The sequence below is a fragment of the Cupriavidus numazuensis genome (assembly GCF_905397435.1).
Lineage (GTDB): Bacteria > Pseudomonadota > Gammaproteobacteria > Burkholderiales > Burkholderiaceae > Cupriavidus > Cupriavidus numazuensis.
In genome coordinates this window covers 1-16760 of the sequence record NZ_CAJPVI010000035.1, presented here as the reverse complement: position 1 = coordinate 16760, position 16760 = coordinate 1, and the positions used below count along the sequence as shown (strand labels likewise).

The following is a 16760-nucleotide window of genomic DNA, read 5'->3' as shown; positions in this document are numbered from 1 at the left end:
TCCGTGTCCGATGTTGCTCCTGGCGAAGCAGAACATGGCCCGCGCTGCGAGCCATGCCTTCTTCATGCCGCCAGCTTCCGTGCAATCAGCTCCTTCATGATCTCGTTGGCGCCGCCGTAGATCCGTTGCACGCGGGCATCGGCATACAACCGCGCAATCGGATACTCGGTCATGTAGCCATATCCGCCAAACAGCTGCAGGCATTCGTCGGTGACCTTGCCCTGCTGTTCGGTGCACCACCATTTGGCCATGTACGCGGCAGTGTCGTCGAGCTGGCCATCGAGCAGACGCTGGATGCAGTCATTGACGAAGGTGCGGACCACATGGGCCATCGTCGCGCATTCCGCGAGCTTGAAGCGCGTGTTCTGGAAGTCGTAGAGCGGCTGGCCAAAAGCCTTGCGCTGCTGCGTGTACTCCAGCGTCAGTTCCACCGCCCGCTCGATGACGGCGGCGGCCGGCACGGCAAGCATCATGCGCTCGTAGGGAAGCTGGCTCATTAGTTGGGCAAAGCCCCGCCCCTCCACCTCGCCCAGCAGATGATCCGCCGGTACGCGCACACCTTCGAACGACAGTTCCGCGGTATCCGATGCGTGCTGGCCAAGCTTCTCCAGCCGGCGGCCAACGTGGAAGCCCGGCAGCCCTTCCGTCTCCAGCACGACCAGCGACACGCCGCGGCTGCCGGCTTCGCCCGTACGTACCGCCACCACCAGCAGGTTTGCGGTATCGCCATTGGTGATGAACGTCTTGGCGCCGTCGATCACGTAGCTGTCGCCGTCCCGGCGGGCGCGTGTGCGCAGCGCCTGCAGGTCGGAGCCGCAGCCCGGTTCGGTCATGGCGATGCCGGCCAGCCTCTCGCCGCTCACCAGCTTCGGCAGCCAGCGCTGCTTCTGGGCCGGCGTGCCGTAGTCCAGGATGTAGTGAGCGGCGATGCTGTGAACCGCGGTATTCGCCGGCACCTCCGCGCGGGCCAGCTCGTCCTGCACCACCAGCTGGTAGGCGAGGCTCGCGCCGGCGCCCCCATAGTCTTCGCCGATCTCGGGCAGCAGGAAGCCCATCTGCCCGAAGGCGGCCCACGTCTCGCGCGGGATATAGCCCTGACGGCGCCAGCCATCCAGCTTCGGCGCCAGTTCGCCGGCCACGTAGCGGCGCACTTGCTCGCGAAAGGCGTCGATCTCTTCATCCATCCAGCGATGGCGATACAGTTGCGGGAGCATCGCGGTCTCTCCTCAGATGCCGGTCAGACCGCCGCTGCACAGCAGCGTCTGGCCGCTCACGTAGTCCGACTCCGGCGTGCAGAACAGGTACACCGCGCCGGCGGCCTCCTCGGGCGTGCCGCCGCGGCCAAGCGGAATGCCGCGTTCCATCGCGGCGAGCAGGTCGGGGTTCACCCCAACCTTGATCTCGCGCCCTTCGATGTTCGCCGTGGAATCGCCGGCAGCGCTGCCGGTCAGGCGGGTCTTGATCAGGCCGAATGCGACGCAGTTGACGGCCACGTTCATGCGCCCCCACTCCTTGGCAAGCGTCTGCGTCATGCCGACGATGCCGGCCTTCGCGGCCGAGTAGTTGGCCTGCCCCGCATTGCCGAACAAGCCGGCCACCGACGAGATGTTCACCACCTTGCGTACCACGCGCTGGCCGGCTTCCGCCTCTGCCTTGGACAGGCCGCGAATCACCGGCTGCGCCGCGCGCAGGATGCGGAATGGCGCGGTCAGGTGGCAGTCGAGCATGGCGTACCACTGCTCATCCGTCATCTTCTGGACGACGTTGTCCCAGGTGTAGCCCGCGTTGTTGACGATGATGTCCAGGCCCTTGTATTCGCTCACTGCTGTGCCGACAAAGCGCTCGGCGAAGTCCGGCGCGGTAACGCTGCCGATACAGGCCACGGCTTGCCCGCCGGCGGCGCGGATGGCCTGCACCACCTCCTGGGCCGGTTCCTCATCCAGGTCGTTGACCACGAGGCGCGCGCCTTCGCTGGCCAGCTTGAGCGCGATCGCGCGTCCGATACCACGGCCGGAGCCGGTGACGAGGGCTACCTTGCCTTCGAGTTTGCGGGTCATGGGGTGTCTCCTTGCTCTCTGTGTCTTGTCTTCAGGGCAGCGCGACCAGCGCTTCGCCCGCGATCTTGGTTTGTCCGAACTGGTTGGTGCTCTGCACCGTGATGCGCACGCAGCGCTCGCCGTGGACTTCCAGCTTCTCGGCCACGCGGCCGGTACATGCCATGGCGTTCCCGAGATGGGTAATGCCCTGGAAACGCGCATCGAAACGGCGCAACTGCGCCTGCGGCGTCCAGCCGGTCAGCAGGCGGCCCAGCCACGCCATGCCGAGCATGCCGTGGGCGAACACGTCCGGCATGCCCGCCTGGCGCGCGTAATCCAGGTCGATATGGATCGGGTGGTGGTCCCCGGAAGCCCCGGCAAACAGCGCGAGCATGCGGCGGTCTACCGGCGGCAGGTTCAGCGGCGGCAAGGCGTCGCCGACCTGTACCGCATCAAAGTTTGGCGTTGTCACGTTGGTCACGTTGGCTCCTTCAGTTGCGTACCACGGTCAGCGAACGCATCCGCGCTACCGGCTCGCCGCGCTGGTTGACGACGCTCGACTCCACCTCGATGAACTCCAGCGCGCCGCCCTTCTTGTCGTAAAGGTTCTTGATGCGCGAACTGACCGTCACGGTGTCGCCGGCAACCACCGGGCTCAGGTACTCGAAGCTCTCTTCCCCGTGCAACACCTTCGCGTGTGGAACACCGAGCAGGTCCAGCAACCCGAACATGGCGCCCGAATCGAGCTCCGCTGCGAACAGGAACGTAGGCGGCGCCGGCAGGTCGGCATAGCCGGCATCGCGCGCGGCGGCCGGGTCCGTGTAGATCGGGTTGGTCTCGCCAATGGCCTTGGCGAAGAACATCAGGCGGCCGCGTTCGAGCGGCAGCACCGAGCTGCCGACTTCGTGGCCAATCCACTTTTTGTCGATCATGGTCAAGTCCTTTCGTAAAGCGTGACGACGCAAGCACCGCCAAGGCCAAGGTTGTGCTGCAGTGCGAGTCGGGCCCCTTCCACCTGGCGCGCCCCAGCCTGTCCGCGGAGCTGTTCGACCAGTTCCGTGCATTGCGCGAGACCGGTGGCACCCAGCGGATGCCCCTTCGAAAGCAGGCCGCCCGACGGATTCGTGACGACCTTGCCACCGTAGGTGTTGTCGCCGTCGGCCACGAATTTCTCGGCGCCGCCAACCGGGCAAAGGCCCAGCGCCTCGTAGGTGATCAGTTCGTTGTGGGCAAAGCAGTCGTGCAGCTCCACCACGCCGATGTCTTGCGGGCCGATGCCGGCGGCCTCATACACCTGGGCCGCAGCGTTGCGCGTCATGCTGAAGCCGACCACCTCGCGCATGTCGCGTGCATCGAAGGCCGCTGGCGTATCCGTAGTCATGGCCTGCGCGCGGATCCGCACGGTAGTGTCGAGCCCGTGTCGCCTGGCAAACGCTTCCGAAACCAGCAATGCCGCCGCCGCGCCACAGGTGGGCGGACAGGCCATGAGCCGCGTCATGACACCGGGCCAGATCGCGGGCGAGGCCAGGACTTCCTCTTCGGTCACCACCTTGCGGAACAGCGCCAGCGGATTGTTGGCGGCATGGCGGCTGGCCTTGGCACGGATCCTCGCAAAGGTCTCGATGCCGGTCCCGAACTCCTGCATATGCGCAAGGCCCGCGCCGCCGAAGTAGCGCAGCGCGAATGGAATACCCGGAACATCGATCAGCTCTGCCGTGACCGCGTCGAAGCGCTCGAACGGACTAGGACGGTCTTCGAACACCGAGCCGAGCGCGCCCGGCGTCATCTGCTCGAAGCCGAAGGCCAGCGCACATTCGACCGCACCGCTGGCCACGGCCTGGCGTGCGAGGTACAGCGCGCTCGACCCCGTCGAGCAGTTGTTGTTGACGTTGACCACCGGAATGCCGGTCATGCCGACTTCATAGAGCCCGCGCTGGCCGGCCGTGGAATCGCCGTAGACATAGCCCGCGTAGGCCTGCTGCACCTTGTCATACGCGACGCCGGCATTGTCCAGCGCGGCGCGGATGGCGCGGGCGGCCATCACGGGATACGGCTCGCTGGCGCCCGGCTTGGAGAAAGGGATCATGCCGACGCCGGCAACGATCACGGATGAGGTCATGGTGTTTCCTTGCGAGTGGTGCTGGAGGTGAATGCTGGGTGCTGGATGCGGGGTGCTGGTTCAACTGACCTTGCGCGCCTGGTCTTCCCAGTAGGGCTTGCGCAATTCGGTCTTGAGGATCTTGCCGGCGCCGGACAGGGGCAGCGCATCGCGGAACTGCACGCTGCGCGGGCATTTGTAGCCGGCGATCAGCGTCTTGCAGTGGGCAATCAGCGCTTCGGCGGAAACGGATGCGCCGGGCTTGCACACCACCACGGCATGCACGGCCTCGCCCCATTCGGCGCTCGGAATGCCGATCACGGCGCAGGACGACACCGCGGCGTGCTGGGCCAGCGCGTTCTCGACCTCGGCGGAGTAGACGTTCTCGCCGCCGCTGATGATCATGTCCTTGAGGCGGTCGACGACGAAGATAAAGCCATCGTCATCCATGTAGCCGCCGTCGCCGGTATGCATCCAGCCATCGCGCAGCGCCTCGGCGGTCTGCTCGGGCTTGTTCCAGTAGCCCTGCATCACGTTCGGGCCGCGCACAACAATTTCGCCGACCGTGCCCCGCGGCACTTCCCTGTCTTCCAGGTCGACGATCCGCACCTCGGTGCAGAAGCTGGCGCGGCCGGCGGAGCGCAGCTTGCCGCGCTGGCGGGCCTCGGGCAGATGATGGGACTCGGCAAGTACCGTGGCCAGCGGAGACAGCTCGGTCATGCCGTAAGCCTGCACGAAGCCCACGCCGGGCAGCGCCGCCATCGCACGTTCGAGCACCGCCTCCGAGATCGGCGACGCACCGTAGACGATCGTCCGGAGCGCGCTCAGGTCGCGCGGTGTCTGCATGGCCGGATGGTCGACCAGCATCTGGATCATGGTGGGCACCAGCAGCAGGTGCGTCACGCGATCGCGCTCCAGCGTGTCGAGCACGACTTCCGGCGAGAACGCGGAAACAATGCTGTGCGTGTTGCCTTCGATCCATTGCGGCATGGCAAGGCCCATGTCCGCCAGGTGAAACATCGGTGCGGCGTGCAGGTAAGTGCCGCCCGGTGTTGCCAGGCCTTCCGCCCGCAAGCTCAGGCCGGAGCTGAGCAGATTGCCGTGGCTCAGCATGACGCCCTTCGGAAATCCCGTGGTGCCGCCGGTGTAGAAAATGCCGGCCAGGTCTTCATCACGGCGCAACGCGTCGGGCACCGGCGTGGACTTCGCCACCAGCGCTTCGTAGCTGTGCATGGCTGCCGGCACTTCGCCGTCGCCACAGTAGACCACCTCGCGCAGCGTGGTGGCATCGCTGCGGATCATCTCCGCGAGCGGGCGAAACGCCTCATCGACGAGCAGGATGGTCGAGGCCGAATCGTTCAGTGCATACAGGATCTCCGCGGCGGACCAGCGGGTGTTGCACGGATTCAGTACGCCGCCGCCCCATGGCACGGCCATCTGGTACTCGAGATACCGATCGGAATTCAGTGCCAGCATGGCGACGCGGTCGCCGTCGCGCATGCCAAGGCCTTGCAGTGCGCCGGCCAGCCGCGCCACGCGGTCGGCAAGCTGCCGAAAGGTCTGGTGCCGGCCGCCAAAGCGCGCGGCGACATGATCCGGTTTCTGTTGCACCGCACGATGCAGCGCCTGGGTCAGGTACATGCTGGTCTCCGTCCCGCCCGCGTCGATGCGGGTCGATTGCGTTGTGTATGGCGCCCATGTTAGAAACGCTGCGCCATGCCAGCAATTGCACATCGCATCGTTCGCATGGCAGATCACCTCAACCCACCAGCCACCTCGCCTGTGACGCTAAAGACCCCCACCACCGTACCGGTGGCCTTCGTGCATGGCATGCTCGCCGGCGTGCGGGCACGTGGCGAACCGATCGACGGGTTTCTGTCGGAAGCCGGGATTCCCGCGGACCTGCTCGAGCACGCCGGCACCCGGGTTACCGGGGCCCAGTACGTGGCGTTGTTCCGCTTGCTGATCGAACTGCGCAGGGACGAATGCCTCGGCTTTCTCTCCCGGCCGCTGAAGCCGGGCAGCTTCGCGCTGATGGCGCATTCCGCGCTGGGGGCGCGCAACCTGGGCTCCGCGATCCGGCGTGTGTCGCGGACGTTTTCGCTGCTGCAGGATGATGTCGTGCTGGCATTGCACAGCGAAGGCGATCTGGCCGGCGTGGGTCTGCACTTTGAAGGCATAACTGACGATCAGCCTGCCTTCCTGCACGAGATGCTGGCGCGCGTCGTCTGGCGCCTGCTGGCGTGGCTGGCGGGCGGCCGCCTGCCGCCAGAGCGTTTCGACTTTGCTTTCGGCCCGCCCCCGTATGCCGGCAGCTACGGCGATATTTTTCCCGCGAGACTGGAGTTCGGCCGCGCACAGACCGCGTTCTGGTTCGATGCCAAGTGGCTGCAGGCGCCCGTGCGCCGCGACGATGCCGCACTGCGCGTGTTCCTGGCCGATGCCCAGGCCAATATCATCATGCCGCGCAATGCCAGCGTCGTGAGTGCGCGCGTGCGTGGCTACCTGCAGCGTACGCAGCCGGCCTGGCCTGACCTGGCCGTTACCGCGGGCGCGCTGCACATGTCGACGGCAACCTTGCAGCGCAGGCTTGCCATGGAGGGGACATCCTTCCAGACCGTGAAGGACGAGTTGCGGCGAGATACGGCGATCATCCGCCTCAATACCTGCGCCGTGCCGCTGGCCGAACTGGCGCAGGAACTGGGTTTTACCGACAGCGCGGCATTCCAGCGGGCTTTCAAGGGATGGACGGGTAGCGCGCCGGGTGCTTACCGAAAGAGCAGGCTCGGTCCGGAGGACCGGACCGAACCATAGTGCGTCGATGCCGGACACCTGCCATACGGGTATCCGGCCTGTGCATTACTGGTCTGCCTTCGCTCCAGAGCGCCGCACGATCTCCGCCCACTTCCTGCCCTCGGCAGCCGTGTACTGGGCAAATTCCCGCGGCGGCGATCCGACCGGTTCCGCGCCCATGTCGGCGTACTGCTGCCGCACGTCCGGCCGCTTCAGCGCCGCGGCGACATGCGTGGCCAGCTTTTCGACGATGGGTGCCGGCGTTCCGCGCGGTGCCCACAGGCCATACCACGTGCTGATGTTGAAGCCAGGCAGGCCCGATTCCGCGACGGTCGGGACATCGGGCAATGCCGTGGCGCGGCGCGCGGTCGTCACGGCTACCGCGCGCAGCTTGCCGGACTTGATGAATGGCATGGCGGACGGCATCGAATCGAACATGAGCTGGATCTGCCCGCCCATCAGGTCGGTCAGAGCCGGTGCGCTGCCTTTGTACGGCACGTGCTGCATGGGCACATGCGCCGCGAACTTGAACGACTCACCGGCCAGGTGTTGCGCCGAAGCATTGCCTGCCGAGCCGAAATTGAGCGCGCCGCCCTTCGACTTCGCGTAAGCGATCAGGTCCTGCACCGTCCTGACCGGCGAATCATTGCCGACGACCAGCACGAGCGGCACATCGGCAAGCTGCGTGATCGGCACGAAGTCCTTGAACGCGTCAAAGCGCATCTTCGGCTGGATATGCGGATTGATCACGTGCAGCGATGCATTGGCGAGGATGGTGTAGCCGTCCGGCGCCGCGCGGGCCACGTTCTCTGCGCCGATCATGCCGCTCGCGCCCGGCTTGTTGTCGACCACGACGCTCTGCCCGAGGGTCTCGCCCATCTTGACGGCCACCACGCGCGCGAGCAGGTCCGTGGGCCCGCCGGCCGGGTAAGGGAGCACCATGCGCACGGGATGCTGCGGGTACTCCTGCGCATGGCCGGCCGCCGGCATGGCGGCAACGGTGGCCAGTGCCATGGCGACAGCGTCGCCAAACCGCGGCAGCGACGAAAGTCGGGTCAGAAATCGGGGGAATCGGGGGCTCACTCGTCAGTCTCCTTGATTTTTATGGCTACTTTTCCAACCACCTGGCGGGATTCCAGGGCGTGCAATGCTTCGCTCAAACCGGCGTGGGGATAGACCGCCGACACAGTTGGTCGGATCTTCCCCGTGGCCGCCCAGTCGAACAGGGTCGCCATCACGGCCTGCAATGCATCGGCGTGTTCGGCGCGCTCGTCGGCAGGCGTCCAGCCGATGTAGCGGCCGAAGAAGAAGCCGTGCAGCGTCAGGTTCTTCACGAGCAGCAGGTTCACCGGCGCCTGCGGGATCGTGCCGCTGGCGAAACCGATGCTGAGGATCCGGGCATTGGCCGCCGCTGCGCGCAGCGACTGGGCGAACAGATCGCCGCCGACCGGGTCCAGCACGACATCGGCACCACGTCCGCCGGTCAGTTCCTTGACCTTTGCCGCGAGTCCGTCGGGCGATACGGCATGCGCCGCGCCACGGCGCAGCGCTTCGGCGCGCTTGGTCTCGGTACTCGCGCAGGCGATGACGGTCGCGCCGAGCTGGTGCGCGATCTCGACCGCGGCGAGACCCACCCCCGCACCGGCGCCAAGCACGAGGACCGTGTCTTCGGCGCGAAGCGCACAGCGCCACACCAGGCCGCAGTAGGCCGTGCCATAAGAGATCGGCACCGGCAACGCAACCTTCGACGGCAAGGCATCGGGGACCGCGTAGACGGTGTGGGACGGGACAGTGACGCACTCGGCAAAGCATCCCCAATCGGCAATGGCAACGACGCGGTCGCCAGGCCTGACCCGCGTGACTGCGTCCCCGCAGGACACCACGCGACCGACCGCTTCGGTGCCCGGCACGAACGGCAGCGGCGGCCGCCGCTGGTACTGGCCCGCGATCATCAGGCCGGTCGCATGGCTGACGCTGGCGTATTCGACTTCGATCGTCACGGCATGCGGATCGGCGGAAACGGGGGCAGCGATCGACTCAAGACGGACATCCTCCACGGGCCCGAACTGGTGGCAGACGAGTGCCTTCATTGCACGCCCTCCGCAGCGGCCTGCCGCACCACGCCATCGCGCAGCCATCCCGCGATCGCCGTCTGATCGAACCCGGCGCCTTCGAGAATCTGCAAGGTGTGCTCGCCATTGACCGGCGCCGGTCCGGCCTCGCGGCGCATTCCCTGCACGGGAATGCCTGCAAACGGCAACGCGCCGATTCCTGTCTGCTCGATTGTCTGGAAGGTCTGCCGATGCAATGCCTGGGGATGACCGAGGATGTCGTCGTAGTTGCGCACGGGTGCGTGCAGGACGTCATGCTCGCGCAGGATGTCCTGCCATTGCGCCGTCGTGCGCGTCGCGATCACGGCGGCGACCTGCGCATGCAGTTCGGCCGCATGCGCCATGCGGTCTGCGTTATCGGCAAAGCGCGCATCGCCGAGCCAGTCCGCGCGGCCCAGTGCGTGGCTCAGTTTCGCAAACTGCGCATTGTTGAGGGCGAGCACGGTGAGGCTGCCATCACGGCTCGCGAACACGCCGTTGGGCGCGCTCACCGGGCCCGACGCTGCAGCGCCTCCGATCGCGTGTTCAAGGATGTTGTTGGCCTGCAGCGCGCAACAGGCATCGAACAGGTTCAGCTCGACATGGCTGCCCTTGCCGGTGCGAAAGCGCCGGCACAGCGCCGCCGCGCACGCCTGCGCCGCATACAACCCCGTGGCGGCATCGGCCAGCAGCATGCCGATCCGGCGCGGCACGCCATCGGCACTGCCACGGTTCGCATACATCAGGCCGGAATCGGCCTGCATGACAGAGTCCGAAGCCGGAAAGTCGGCATACGGGCCATCCGGGCCATAGCCGCTGATCGATACGTACACGAGTTCCGGCCGGCGGGCCGCCAGCACGTCATAGCCGACGCCAAGGCGGTCGGCCACCTGCGGCCGGAAGTTCTGGACCACGATGTCGGCATCCGCCGCCAGTCCCAGCAGCACCTCCCTGCCCGCCGCGGTCGTCGCGTCGACACAGATGCTGCGCTTGCCCGCGTTGTAGGCAATCGATAGTGCGCTCAAGTCGCCACGCACGACGCCGACCTTGCGCCCCCAGTCGCCGGCGGGCGGCTCGACCTTGATGATCTCCGCGCCCTGCTGCCAGAGAATATGCGCGCAGTAAGGACCGGCAATGCCCTGGCTGATGTCGAGCACGCGCAGGCCGGCGAACGGCAGATCGGAATCGGGAGGAGCGGGAAGCGCAGTAGTCATAACGTTGGGCAGGAGCGAGCAGTTGGTTTATGCTAGTTCCGGCTCCCGGCCATGACAATCCAGCGATTTGTGCCACCCGTGTTGACTCATGATTGACAATAATTTCGACCTGAATCTCGTCCGGCTATTCGTGACCATGGTCGAGTCCCGCACGCTGACCGCTGCCGCCGAGCGCAGCGGCATGACGAGGTCCAACGTCTCGCGGCGCCTGAAAATCCTCGAGCAGCATCTGGGCGCGCAGCTCATGCGGCGCACCACGCGGCATGTCGAACTGACCGAGGCGGGGCAATTGCTCTATGCGCACGCACTGCGCATGCTCGACGAACTGAAGGCGGCGAACACCTCCATCGACAGCCTGGGCCAGCTGGTGCGCGGCGACGTGCGCATCCGCCTGCCGACCGGGCTCGGCCATCTGTACCTGACGCCATTGCTGCTGGAATTCGCGCGCAACTATCCGCAGATCTCGCTGCGCGTGGTCATCAACGACAACATCGGCGACCTGATCTCGGCCGAAGTCGACGTAGCGCTCAAGATCACCTCGCAGCCGCCCGAGGACCACGTTGCCCGGCGCATCTGCGATGTCGGCTGGTGCCTGTGCGCCTCCGCTGCGTTCCTGGACGCCCACGGGCCGGTTGTCAGCGTCGCGGACCTGGAGCGCTGCGACATGATCGCGCCCGCCTCGCTCGGGCGGCGCTTCACGCTGAAGGTGTGGCTGGCTGGCACGCCGATGACGCTGCGCGTGATGCCGCGCATCCAGTCCGGCGACTACCCGTTCCTGTTTGAATCGATGATGGCGGACCTCGGCGTCGCGCTGCTGCCGCGCTACGCGGTGTGGCGGCAGTTGCAGTCAGGACAGGTACGCGAGGTGCTGGCCGAGTGCGAGCCCGAAGGCGTTGGCGACAGCGTCTATATGCTGACGGCGCCGAACCGCTATCCGACACTGGCGACGCGTACGTTGATGGAGTTCATTCGTGCGCATCTGGAACGGCAGGCGGTGAACTGGGGGCGGCGGACTGTGCCTGCTGACTGAACTGGCCATCCATCACAACGCGGATGTCTTGACACCACCCTGCTCCACCAGCCGCGGCACCAACTCCTGGAGAAACTGCCGTGCCGCCAATGTCGGCCGCGCCAGCTTTCTCTGTATCAGCGACACCTGGTGAACATCCTCCGGCAAGTCCTTGATCGCAACAGTCTGCATGCCCCACTCGTGCGCAATGGTTGCCACGTACCCGGGAGCGATGAGGACCCCGGCGCCACGGCGAACCAGCCCCAGCGCCGAGGTAAGCGTGCCGACTTCGATGCCGCTGGGCAGGCTGACGCCCTTGCCTGCGACAAGCTGATCCAGCGTGCGGCGCACGCTGTAGAAACGCCGCAGGCTGATGTGGTCACAATCGCTCAGATCGGCGAGCGCCACCGAACCGCGTTGGGCAAGCGCATGTCCGGGGTTCAACACGACATGCATGCTGTCCCGGTAAACCACCTCTGTCGATACGCCCGGCAATTCCGCATCCATCGCGGCAAAGCCGAAGTCCACGGTGCCGGAGCGCACGCTCTCGACGGTTTCGTCAGTCGACAATTCATGCAGTTCGAACCGGACGCCCGGGAACCGGCTGCGGTATGCCGCAATCGGGCCCGATAGCAATCCGTAGACCATCAGCGGCGACGCGGCAATGCTCACTTTGCCGCGCTTCATGGCGATGAGTTCCTCCACGCTGCGCGTGGCGGCCTGCATGGTGGCAACCACATCGACGGCAAAGGCATGGAATTCGCGCGCGGCGTCGTTGGGCTCGACGCGTCGCGTGGTCCGGTCGAACAGGTCGAATCCGAGCTGCGCCTCCAGTTCCGCGATCACCTTGCTGGCCGCCGACTGCGTGATGTGCTGGCGGCTCGCCGCCGCCGTGATGCTGCGCGTTTCGAACACCTCCAGGAAAAGCCGGAGCTGACGGTAGGTGATATTCATTCCAATCTGGACTTGAATCATGAACAGAAGTCGATTGTGTCATGAATCGATCCATCCCTACCATTGCGTCACATTCACCACCGACCGGAAAAACATCCATGGAGACGACAACGCCCCGCTGCATCATCGACCGCCAGGCCGGCGGTGTGGTGGTCATCACGTTCGACAACGGCCGTCTGAACCTTCTGACCGCCGAAGCGTGCGCGGTCTACACGCAGACGCTGCGCGAGTTGTCGCGCTGCGAAGAGACCCAATTGCTCGTCATCAAGGGCGGCGAGTCAGCGTTTCTCGGCGGCGCGGACATCAAGTTCCTCAAGGATGCGGGCAAGGCCGATATCGACGCCTATATCCGCGGCGTGCACGGCCTGTGCGAGCAGATCCGCGACCTGCCCTTCCCAACTATGTCGGTCATCTCCGGGTACTGCCTCGGTGCCGGCATGGAGGTCGCCGCCGTCTGCGATATCAAGATCGCCGATGCCGGCGCGAAGTTCGGCATGCCGGAGGTCAAGCTCGGCGTCCCGTCAGTGATCCACGGCGCCATGCTGCCCGCGATGATCGGCATGACGCGCACGCGCGACCTGCTGCTGAGCGGACGCATGATCCCGGCCGGCCTTGCGCTCGAATGGGGCCTGATCAGCGACGTGGCGCCACAAGGCGAACTCGAACCGCGCGCCGCGCACTGGCGCCACGAACTGCTTGAAGGCGCGCCGCGCGCGATGCGCATCCAGAAGCAGCTGATCCGCAACTGGGAACGCATGCCGCTGCAGGAGGCGATTGCGATCGGCATCGATGCGCTGGTCTCCGCCTATGAGACCGATGAGCCCAAGCGCTATATGGAAACCTTCCTGCAGAACCGCAAGCGCGCCAGGTAAGCCGCACACGCCGCCAGAACAACAAAGAGACGACACTGGAGGAGACAAAAAGATGAAACGCCTTTCGCAGTTCGGCCGGCGCCTGCTCGGCGTCGGTGCGATGCTACTGGCCGGCGCTGCGCATGCCGCCGACTATCCGACGCAACCGATTTCGCTTGTCGTGCCATTCGCTGCCGGTGGCATGACCGACGTCCTCGCTCGGCAACTGGCCAAGACCATGCAGAAGGCACTCGGTCAGCCCGTGGTCGTGGAAAACCGCCTGGGCGCGGGCGGCATCATTGGCGCGGAACGCGTGGCGAGATCGAAGCCCGACGGCTATACGCTGATGGTGACAACGACGGCCCACGTGGTGAACCCTTCCATCACGAAGCAGCTTCCGTATGACACCGAACGCGATTTCGCCCCGGTCGCACTGCTTGCCAGCACCCCTAACGTGCTGGTGGTCAACCCGGCGGTCCCGGCGCACAACCTGCCGGAACTCGTGGCCTACGCCAAGCGCACCGGCGGCCTCAGCTACGGGTCTTCGGGCACCGGCGGCACCACTCACCTGTCCGGCGCGCTGCTTGCCGGCCGTACCGGCGCCCCGCTGCTGCATGTGCCGTACAAAGGGACTGCGGCTGCGGTCAATGACCTGCTGGGCGGACAGATCCAGGCGTCGTTCGTCGACGCGCTGACTGCGACCAAGTACATCCAGGCCGGCAAGCTGACGCCGATCGCCGTCACGACACGCACGCGCAACGCGATGCTGCCGAATGTGCCGACCGTCGCCGAGCAAGGCGTGCCCGGCTACGAGACCGAAATCTGGATCGGCTTCTACGCGCCGGCCGGCACGCCGCCTGCGATCGTGAACCGTCTCAACGAACTGGCGGTGAGTTCGATGAACGAGCCGGCCTTCAGGAACACGCTCCTGCAGCAAGGGACTACGCCCGGACAGATGGGCGTGCCCGAGTTCCGCAGCTTCGTCAGCGCGGAGATCCGCAAGTGGGGCAGCATCGTGAAGGATGCCCACATCGAGGCGCAGTAAGCGAGGCCAGCCATGAGCAAACTTCCGCTGAGCGGCATCCGCGTACTCGATCTCACGAGCGTCATCATGGGTCCGTACGCCACGCAGATGCTGGCCGAGTACGGTGCCGACGTGATCAAGCTGGAGCCGCCCGAAGGCGACATCATGCGCGGCATGGGCCCGCATCGCGAGCCCGGCATGGGGCCGGTCTTCCTGAACCTGAACCGCGGCAAGCGCAGCCTGTGCCTGGACCTGAAGTCGCCCGATGCGCCGGACGTCATCCGCAAGGCAATTGCCTCGTCCGACGTGTTCATCACCAACATGCGCCGCAAGGCCCTTGAGAAGCTGGGGCTCGACTGGAATACGCTGCGCGCCTGCAACGACAAGCTGATCTATGTGTTCCTGTCCGGCTTCGGCGAAGCCGGTCCCGATGCGGGCAGGCCCGCCTATGACGACCTGATCCAGGGGATGATCGCGCTGCCGGACCTGGTGTCGCGCGCAAACGGCTGCGCGCCGCAGTACCTGCCGCTCAATCTCGCGGACAAGACCATGGGACTGTTTGCCGCGCAGACCGTGCTGGCCGCGCTGATGCAGCAGCGCATGCATGGTGGTGCCGGCCAGTACATCGAGATCCCCATGCTCGAGACCATGGCCTCGTTCGTGCTGAGCGACCACCTCGGCGCCTCGACCTTCGAACCACCGATCGGCCCGCCAGGCAATCCGCGCCTGCTATCGCCCTATCGCCGCCCGTACCGGACGCGGGACGGCTGGCTCAGCAGTATCGTCTACACCGACCGCCATTGGGAGTCGTTCCTGCAACTCGTCGGCGCCGGTGACCTGTGGGAAAGCGACCCGCGCTTCCGCTCGATGACAAGCCGCACACAACACATCGACGAGGTCTATGCGTTCGTGGACCAGCACATGGCCACGCGCACCACCGAGGAGTGGATCGAAGCGCTGAATGCTGCCGATATTCCGGCTGCGCGGGCCATGGGGATCGATGAGCTGGTCGGCGAAATGGAACGCCCGGAACGCGGCGTGGTTCACCGCTATCAGGACGCAGAGGGCAACTGGTACCGCGGCCTGCGCCCGACTGCGCGGTGGTCGGACTCGCAGCCGCAGGCGGGCGGGGTCGCGCCAAGGCTTGGCGAGCATACCGGCGACATCCTGAAAGAACTCGGCATCGGGTAGCAAGAAAGCGGGCGAGATCCTCGCAAGCACCCGCATGCCGCGTCTGGCATCCCGCGGTTCAACGGGACGCCAGGCGCACCGTCACATCATCACGACCCCGCCTTGTAGTTCGTCTCCTTCACGATCTTCTTCCACCGCGCGGTGTCCTGCGCAATGGTGGTCGCAAACTGCTCCGGCGTGCTGCCCACGGCGTCGTAGTCGATCGCGGCCAGCTTCTCGCGGATCTCCGGCAGCGCCACGATACGGGTCACCTCCTTGTTCAGGCGCGTGATGATCTCCTTCGGCGTCCCTGCCGGAGCCAGCAGGCCCGCCCATGAACCGAACGACATGCCTTCGTAGCCGGCTTCGTGCATGGTCGGCACATCCGGTAGCGCCGGCGAGCGCTTGTCCGACAGCACCGCCAGCGGGCGCAGCTTGCCGGCCTTGATCATCGCCATCGAGTTGAACGGGTCGATCGTCATGTCGACCTCGCCTGCCACCACGGCCTGCATCTGCGGGCCGGTGCCCTTGTAGGACACGCTGACGACGTCAGGCGTGCCGGCGGTCGCTTTAAAGCTGGCGCCAATCAGCTCGATCATGCTGCTGCCCGCCGACAGGCTCAGCGGCCGGGTCTTGGACTTGGCCAGCGCGACGAATTCCTGCACGGTCTTGGCCGGCACCGACGGGTGCACCACCATCACGAAGCCGATATTGCTGATCAGCGAAATCGGCTCGAAGCTCTTTAGCGGGTCGTAGCTGGCCTTGTAGATCAGCGGGCTCAGGGTCTGCGCACCAGCGGTATTGAGCAACAAGGTATAGCCGTCAGGCGCGGCGCGCGCGACGACATCGGTGCCGATGATGCCGTTGGCGCCGGGCCGGTTTTCCACCACCACCGATTGCTTCAGCGCCTCGCCAAGCTTCTGCGAGATCAGGCGCGCCACAACATCGGTGGCGCCGCCCGGGGAGAACGGCACCACCATGCGGATCGGCTTGCTGGGATAGGTGTCGCTCCAGGCCAGCGCTGGCATGGCGCCCAGCACGGCCGCACATAGCACCAGGCGGCGACGGAAATTCGGCTTCATAGGTGTGTCTCCACTACTGCGTTGATCGGATGCGATCGGTCGGGCTCGCACCACTCTTTATTCATATTTATGAATTCGATTTTACGCAGGTGAAATTCCACGTCAATGTGGGTATCCACGGACGCGTCGGATCACTCGTGTCGTCGTTCAGCAAACAGATCGCAGCGGATGTGTCTGGCCGGCACCGACATCCATCCAGCCCGCATTGGCCGAGATTGACCTCCCGTCACCGTAATTTTCTCTTTAGTTTCAAGGCATTGAACGCTTTTCAAGCGGTTGGAACGAGGCCTGGCACACCCCATGCGTATATGACTGCGAGCGCAACACACGATGCCCTCTAAACCAAAGTCAGCCCAGCACCCTCAAGGAGTTTCATCATGTCCCTCACCATCCAGAACCTGCCCGTCGAACAAGACCTCGATCACGCCAAGATGAGCGC

General features: G+C 65.6%; 16 protein-coding genes. 5 read left to right on the top strand and 11 right to left on the bottom strand.

The genetic code is table 11. The features are described 5' to 3' along the window. Window positions 1-62 precede the first annotated feature (62 nt). From KHO41_RS25120 to KHO41_RS25095, 6 genes are read right to left on the bottom strand one after another with little or no spacing between them, the layout of a single operon-like run. Window positions 63-1214, bottom strand: coding sequence for an acyl-CoA dehydrogenase family protein (locus tag KHO41_RS25120; protein WP_211955972.1), 1152 nt, complete (start codon window positions 1212-1214; stop codon window positions 63-65). A gap of 12 nt (window positions 1215-1226) precedes the next feature. Then, window positions 1227-2057, bottom strand: a complete 831-nt coding sequence (locus KHO41_RS25115) for an SDR family NAD(P)-dependent oxidoreductase (protein ID WP_211955971.1) — start codon at window positions 2055-2057, stop codon at window positions 1227-1229. Between the two features lie 31 nt (window positions 2058-2088). Further along, complete coding sequence (locus tag KHO41_RS25110) at window positions 2089-2508, bottom strand: MaoC family dehydratase (protein ID WP_211956041.1); 420 nt, start codon at window positions 2506-2508, stop codon at window positions 2089-2091. Between the two features lie 19 nt (window positions 2509-2527). Beyond that, window positions 2528-2968, bottom strand: coding sequence for a MaoC family dehydratase N-terminal domain-containing protein (locus tag KHO41_RS25105; protein WP_211955970.1), 441 nt, complete (start codon window positions 2966-2968; stop codon window positions 2528-2530). 2 nt (window positions 2969-2970) lie between these two features. Next, window positions 2971-4155 carry a lipid-transfer protein gene (locus tag KHO41_RS25100; RefSeq protein ID WP_211955969.1) on the bottom strand — a complete coding sequence of 395 codons (1185 nt, stop codon included), beginning with the start codon at window positions 4153-4155 and terminating at the stop codon, window positions 2971-2973. A gap of 60 nt (window positions 4156-4215) precedes the next feature. Further along, window positions 4216-5775, bottom strand: a complete 1560-nt coding sequence (locus KHO41_RS25095) for a long-chain-fatty-acid--CoA ligase (RefSeq protein WP_211955968.1) — start codon at window positions 5773-5775, stop codon at window positions 4216-4218. A gap of 105 nt (window positions 5776-5880) precedes the next feature. Here KHO41_RS25095 and KHO41_RS25090 point away from each other — a divergent pair, with 105 nt between their 5' ends. After that, complete coding sequence (locus tag KHO41_RS25090) at window positions 5881-6948, top strand: AraC family transcriptional regulator (RefSeq protein WP_211955967.1); 1068 nt, start codon at window positions 5881-5883, stop codon at window positions 6946-6948. Window positions 6949-6993: 45 nt separating this feature from the next. On the opposite strand, the gene KHO41_RS25085 is transcribed toward KHO41_RS25090, so the two are convergent. Genes KHO41_RS25085 through KHO41_RS25075 form a run of 3 tightly spaced genes read right to left on the bottom strand, consistent with a single transcriptional unit; the run spans window position 6994 to window position 10231 of the window. Further along, window positions 6994-8010, bottom strand: a complete 1017-nt coding sequence (locus KHO41_RS25085; protein WP_376989701.1) for a Bug family tripartite tricarboxylate transporter substrate binding protein — start codon at window positions 8008-8010, stop codon at window positions 6994-6996. Beyond that, window positions 8007-9017, bottom strand: coding sequence for an NADPH:quinone oxidoreductase family protein (locus KHO41_RS25080; RefSeq protein ID WP_211955966.1), 1011 nt, complete (start codon window positions 9015-9017; stop codon window positions 8007-8009). Before KHO41_RS25080 ends, KHO41_RS25085 begins: the two co-directional genes overlap by 4 nt. Beyond that, on the bottom strand, window positions 9014-10231 hold the full coding sequence (locus KHO41_RS25075) for a CaiB/BaiF CoA transferase family protein (RefSeq protein ID WP_211955965.1): 1218 nt from the start codon (window positions 10229-10231) through the stop codon (window positions 9014-9016). Before KHO41_RS25075 ends, KHO41_RS25080 begins: the two co-directional genes overlap by 4 nt. An 88-nt stretch (window positions 10232-10319) precedes the next feature. Here KHO41_RS25075 and KHO41_RS25070 point away from each other — a divergent pair, with 88 nt between their 5' ends. Further along, window positions 10320-11261, top strand: coding sequence for a LysR family transcriptional regulator (locus KHO41_RS25070; protein WP_211955964.1), 942 nt, complete (start codon window positions 10320-10322; stop codon window positions 11259-11261). Window positions 11262-11273: 12 nt separating this feature from the next. On the opposite strand, the gene KHO41_RS25065 is transcribed toward KHO41_RS25070, so the two are convergent. Further along, complete coding sequence (locus KHO41_RS25065) at window positions 11274-12194, bottom strand: LysR family transcriptional regulator (RefSeq protein WP_211955963.1); 921 nt, start codon at window positions 12192-12194, stop codon at window positions 11274-11276. A gap of 98 nt (window positions 12195-12292) precedes the next feature. Between KHO41_RS25065 and KHO41_RS25060 the strand changes: the two genes are divergently transcribed. From KHO41_RS25060 to KHO41_RS25050, 3 genes are read left to right on the top strand one after another with little or no spacing between them, the layout of a single operon-like run. Next, window positions 12293-13066 (top strand): enoyl-CoA hydratase-related protein, encoded by a 774-nt coding sequence (locus KHO41_RS25060; protein WP_211955962.1) that lies wholly within the window; start codon window positions 12293-12295, stop codon window positions 13064-13066. Between the two features lie 52 nt (window positions 13067-13118). Next, window positions 13119-14090, top strand: a complete 972-nt coding sequence (locus tag KHO41_RS25055; protein WP_211955961.1) for a Bug family tripartite tricarboxylate transporter substrate binding protein — start codon at window positions 13119-13121, stop codon at window positions 14088-14090. Window positions 14091-14102: 12 nt separating this feature from the next. After that, window positions 14103-15260: a CaiB/BaiF CoA transferase family protein gene (locus KHO41_RS25050; protein ID WP_211955960.1), complete on the top strand. Its 1158-nt coding sequence runs from the start codon at window positions 14103-14105 to the stop codon at window positions 15258-15260. 89 nt (window positions 15261-15349) lie between these two features. Here the strand turns inward: KHO41_RS25050 and KHO41_RS25045 are convergent, their stop codons facing one another. Beyond that, window positions 15350-16321 (bottom strand): Bug family tripartite tricarboxylate transporter substrate binding protein, encoded by a 972-nt coding sequence (locus KHO41_RS25045; protein ID WP_211955959.1) that lies wholly within the window; start codon window positions 16319-16321, stop codon window positions 15350-15352. Between the last annotated feature and the right edge of the window lie 439 nt (window positions 16322-16760).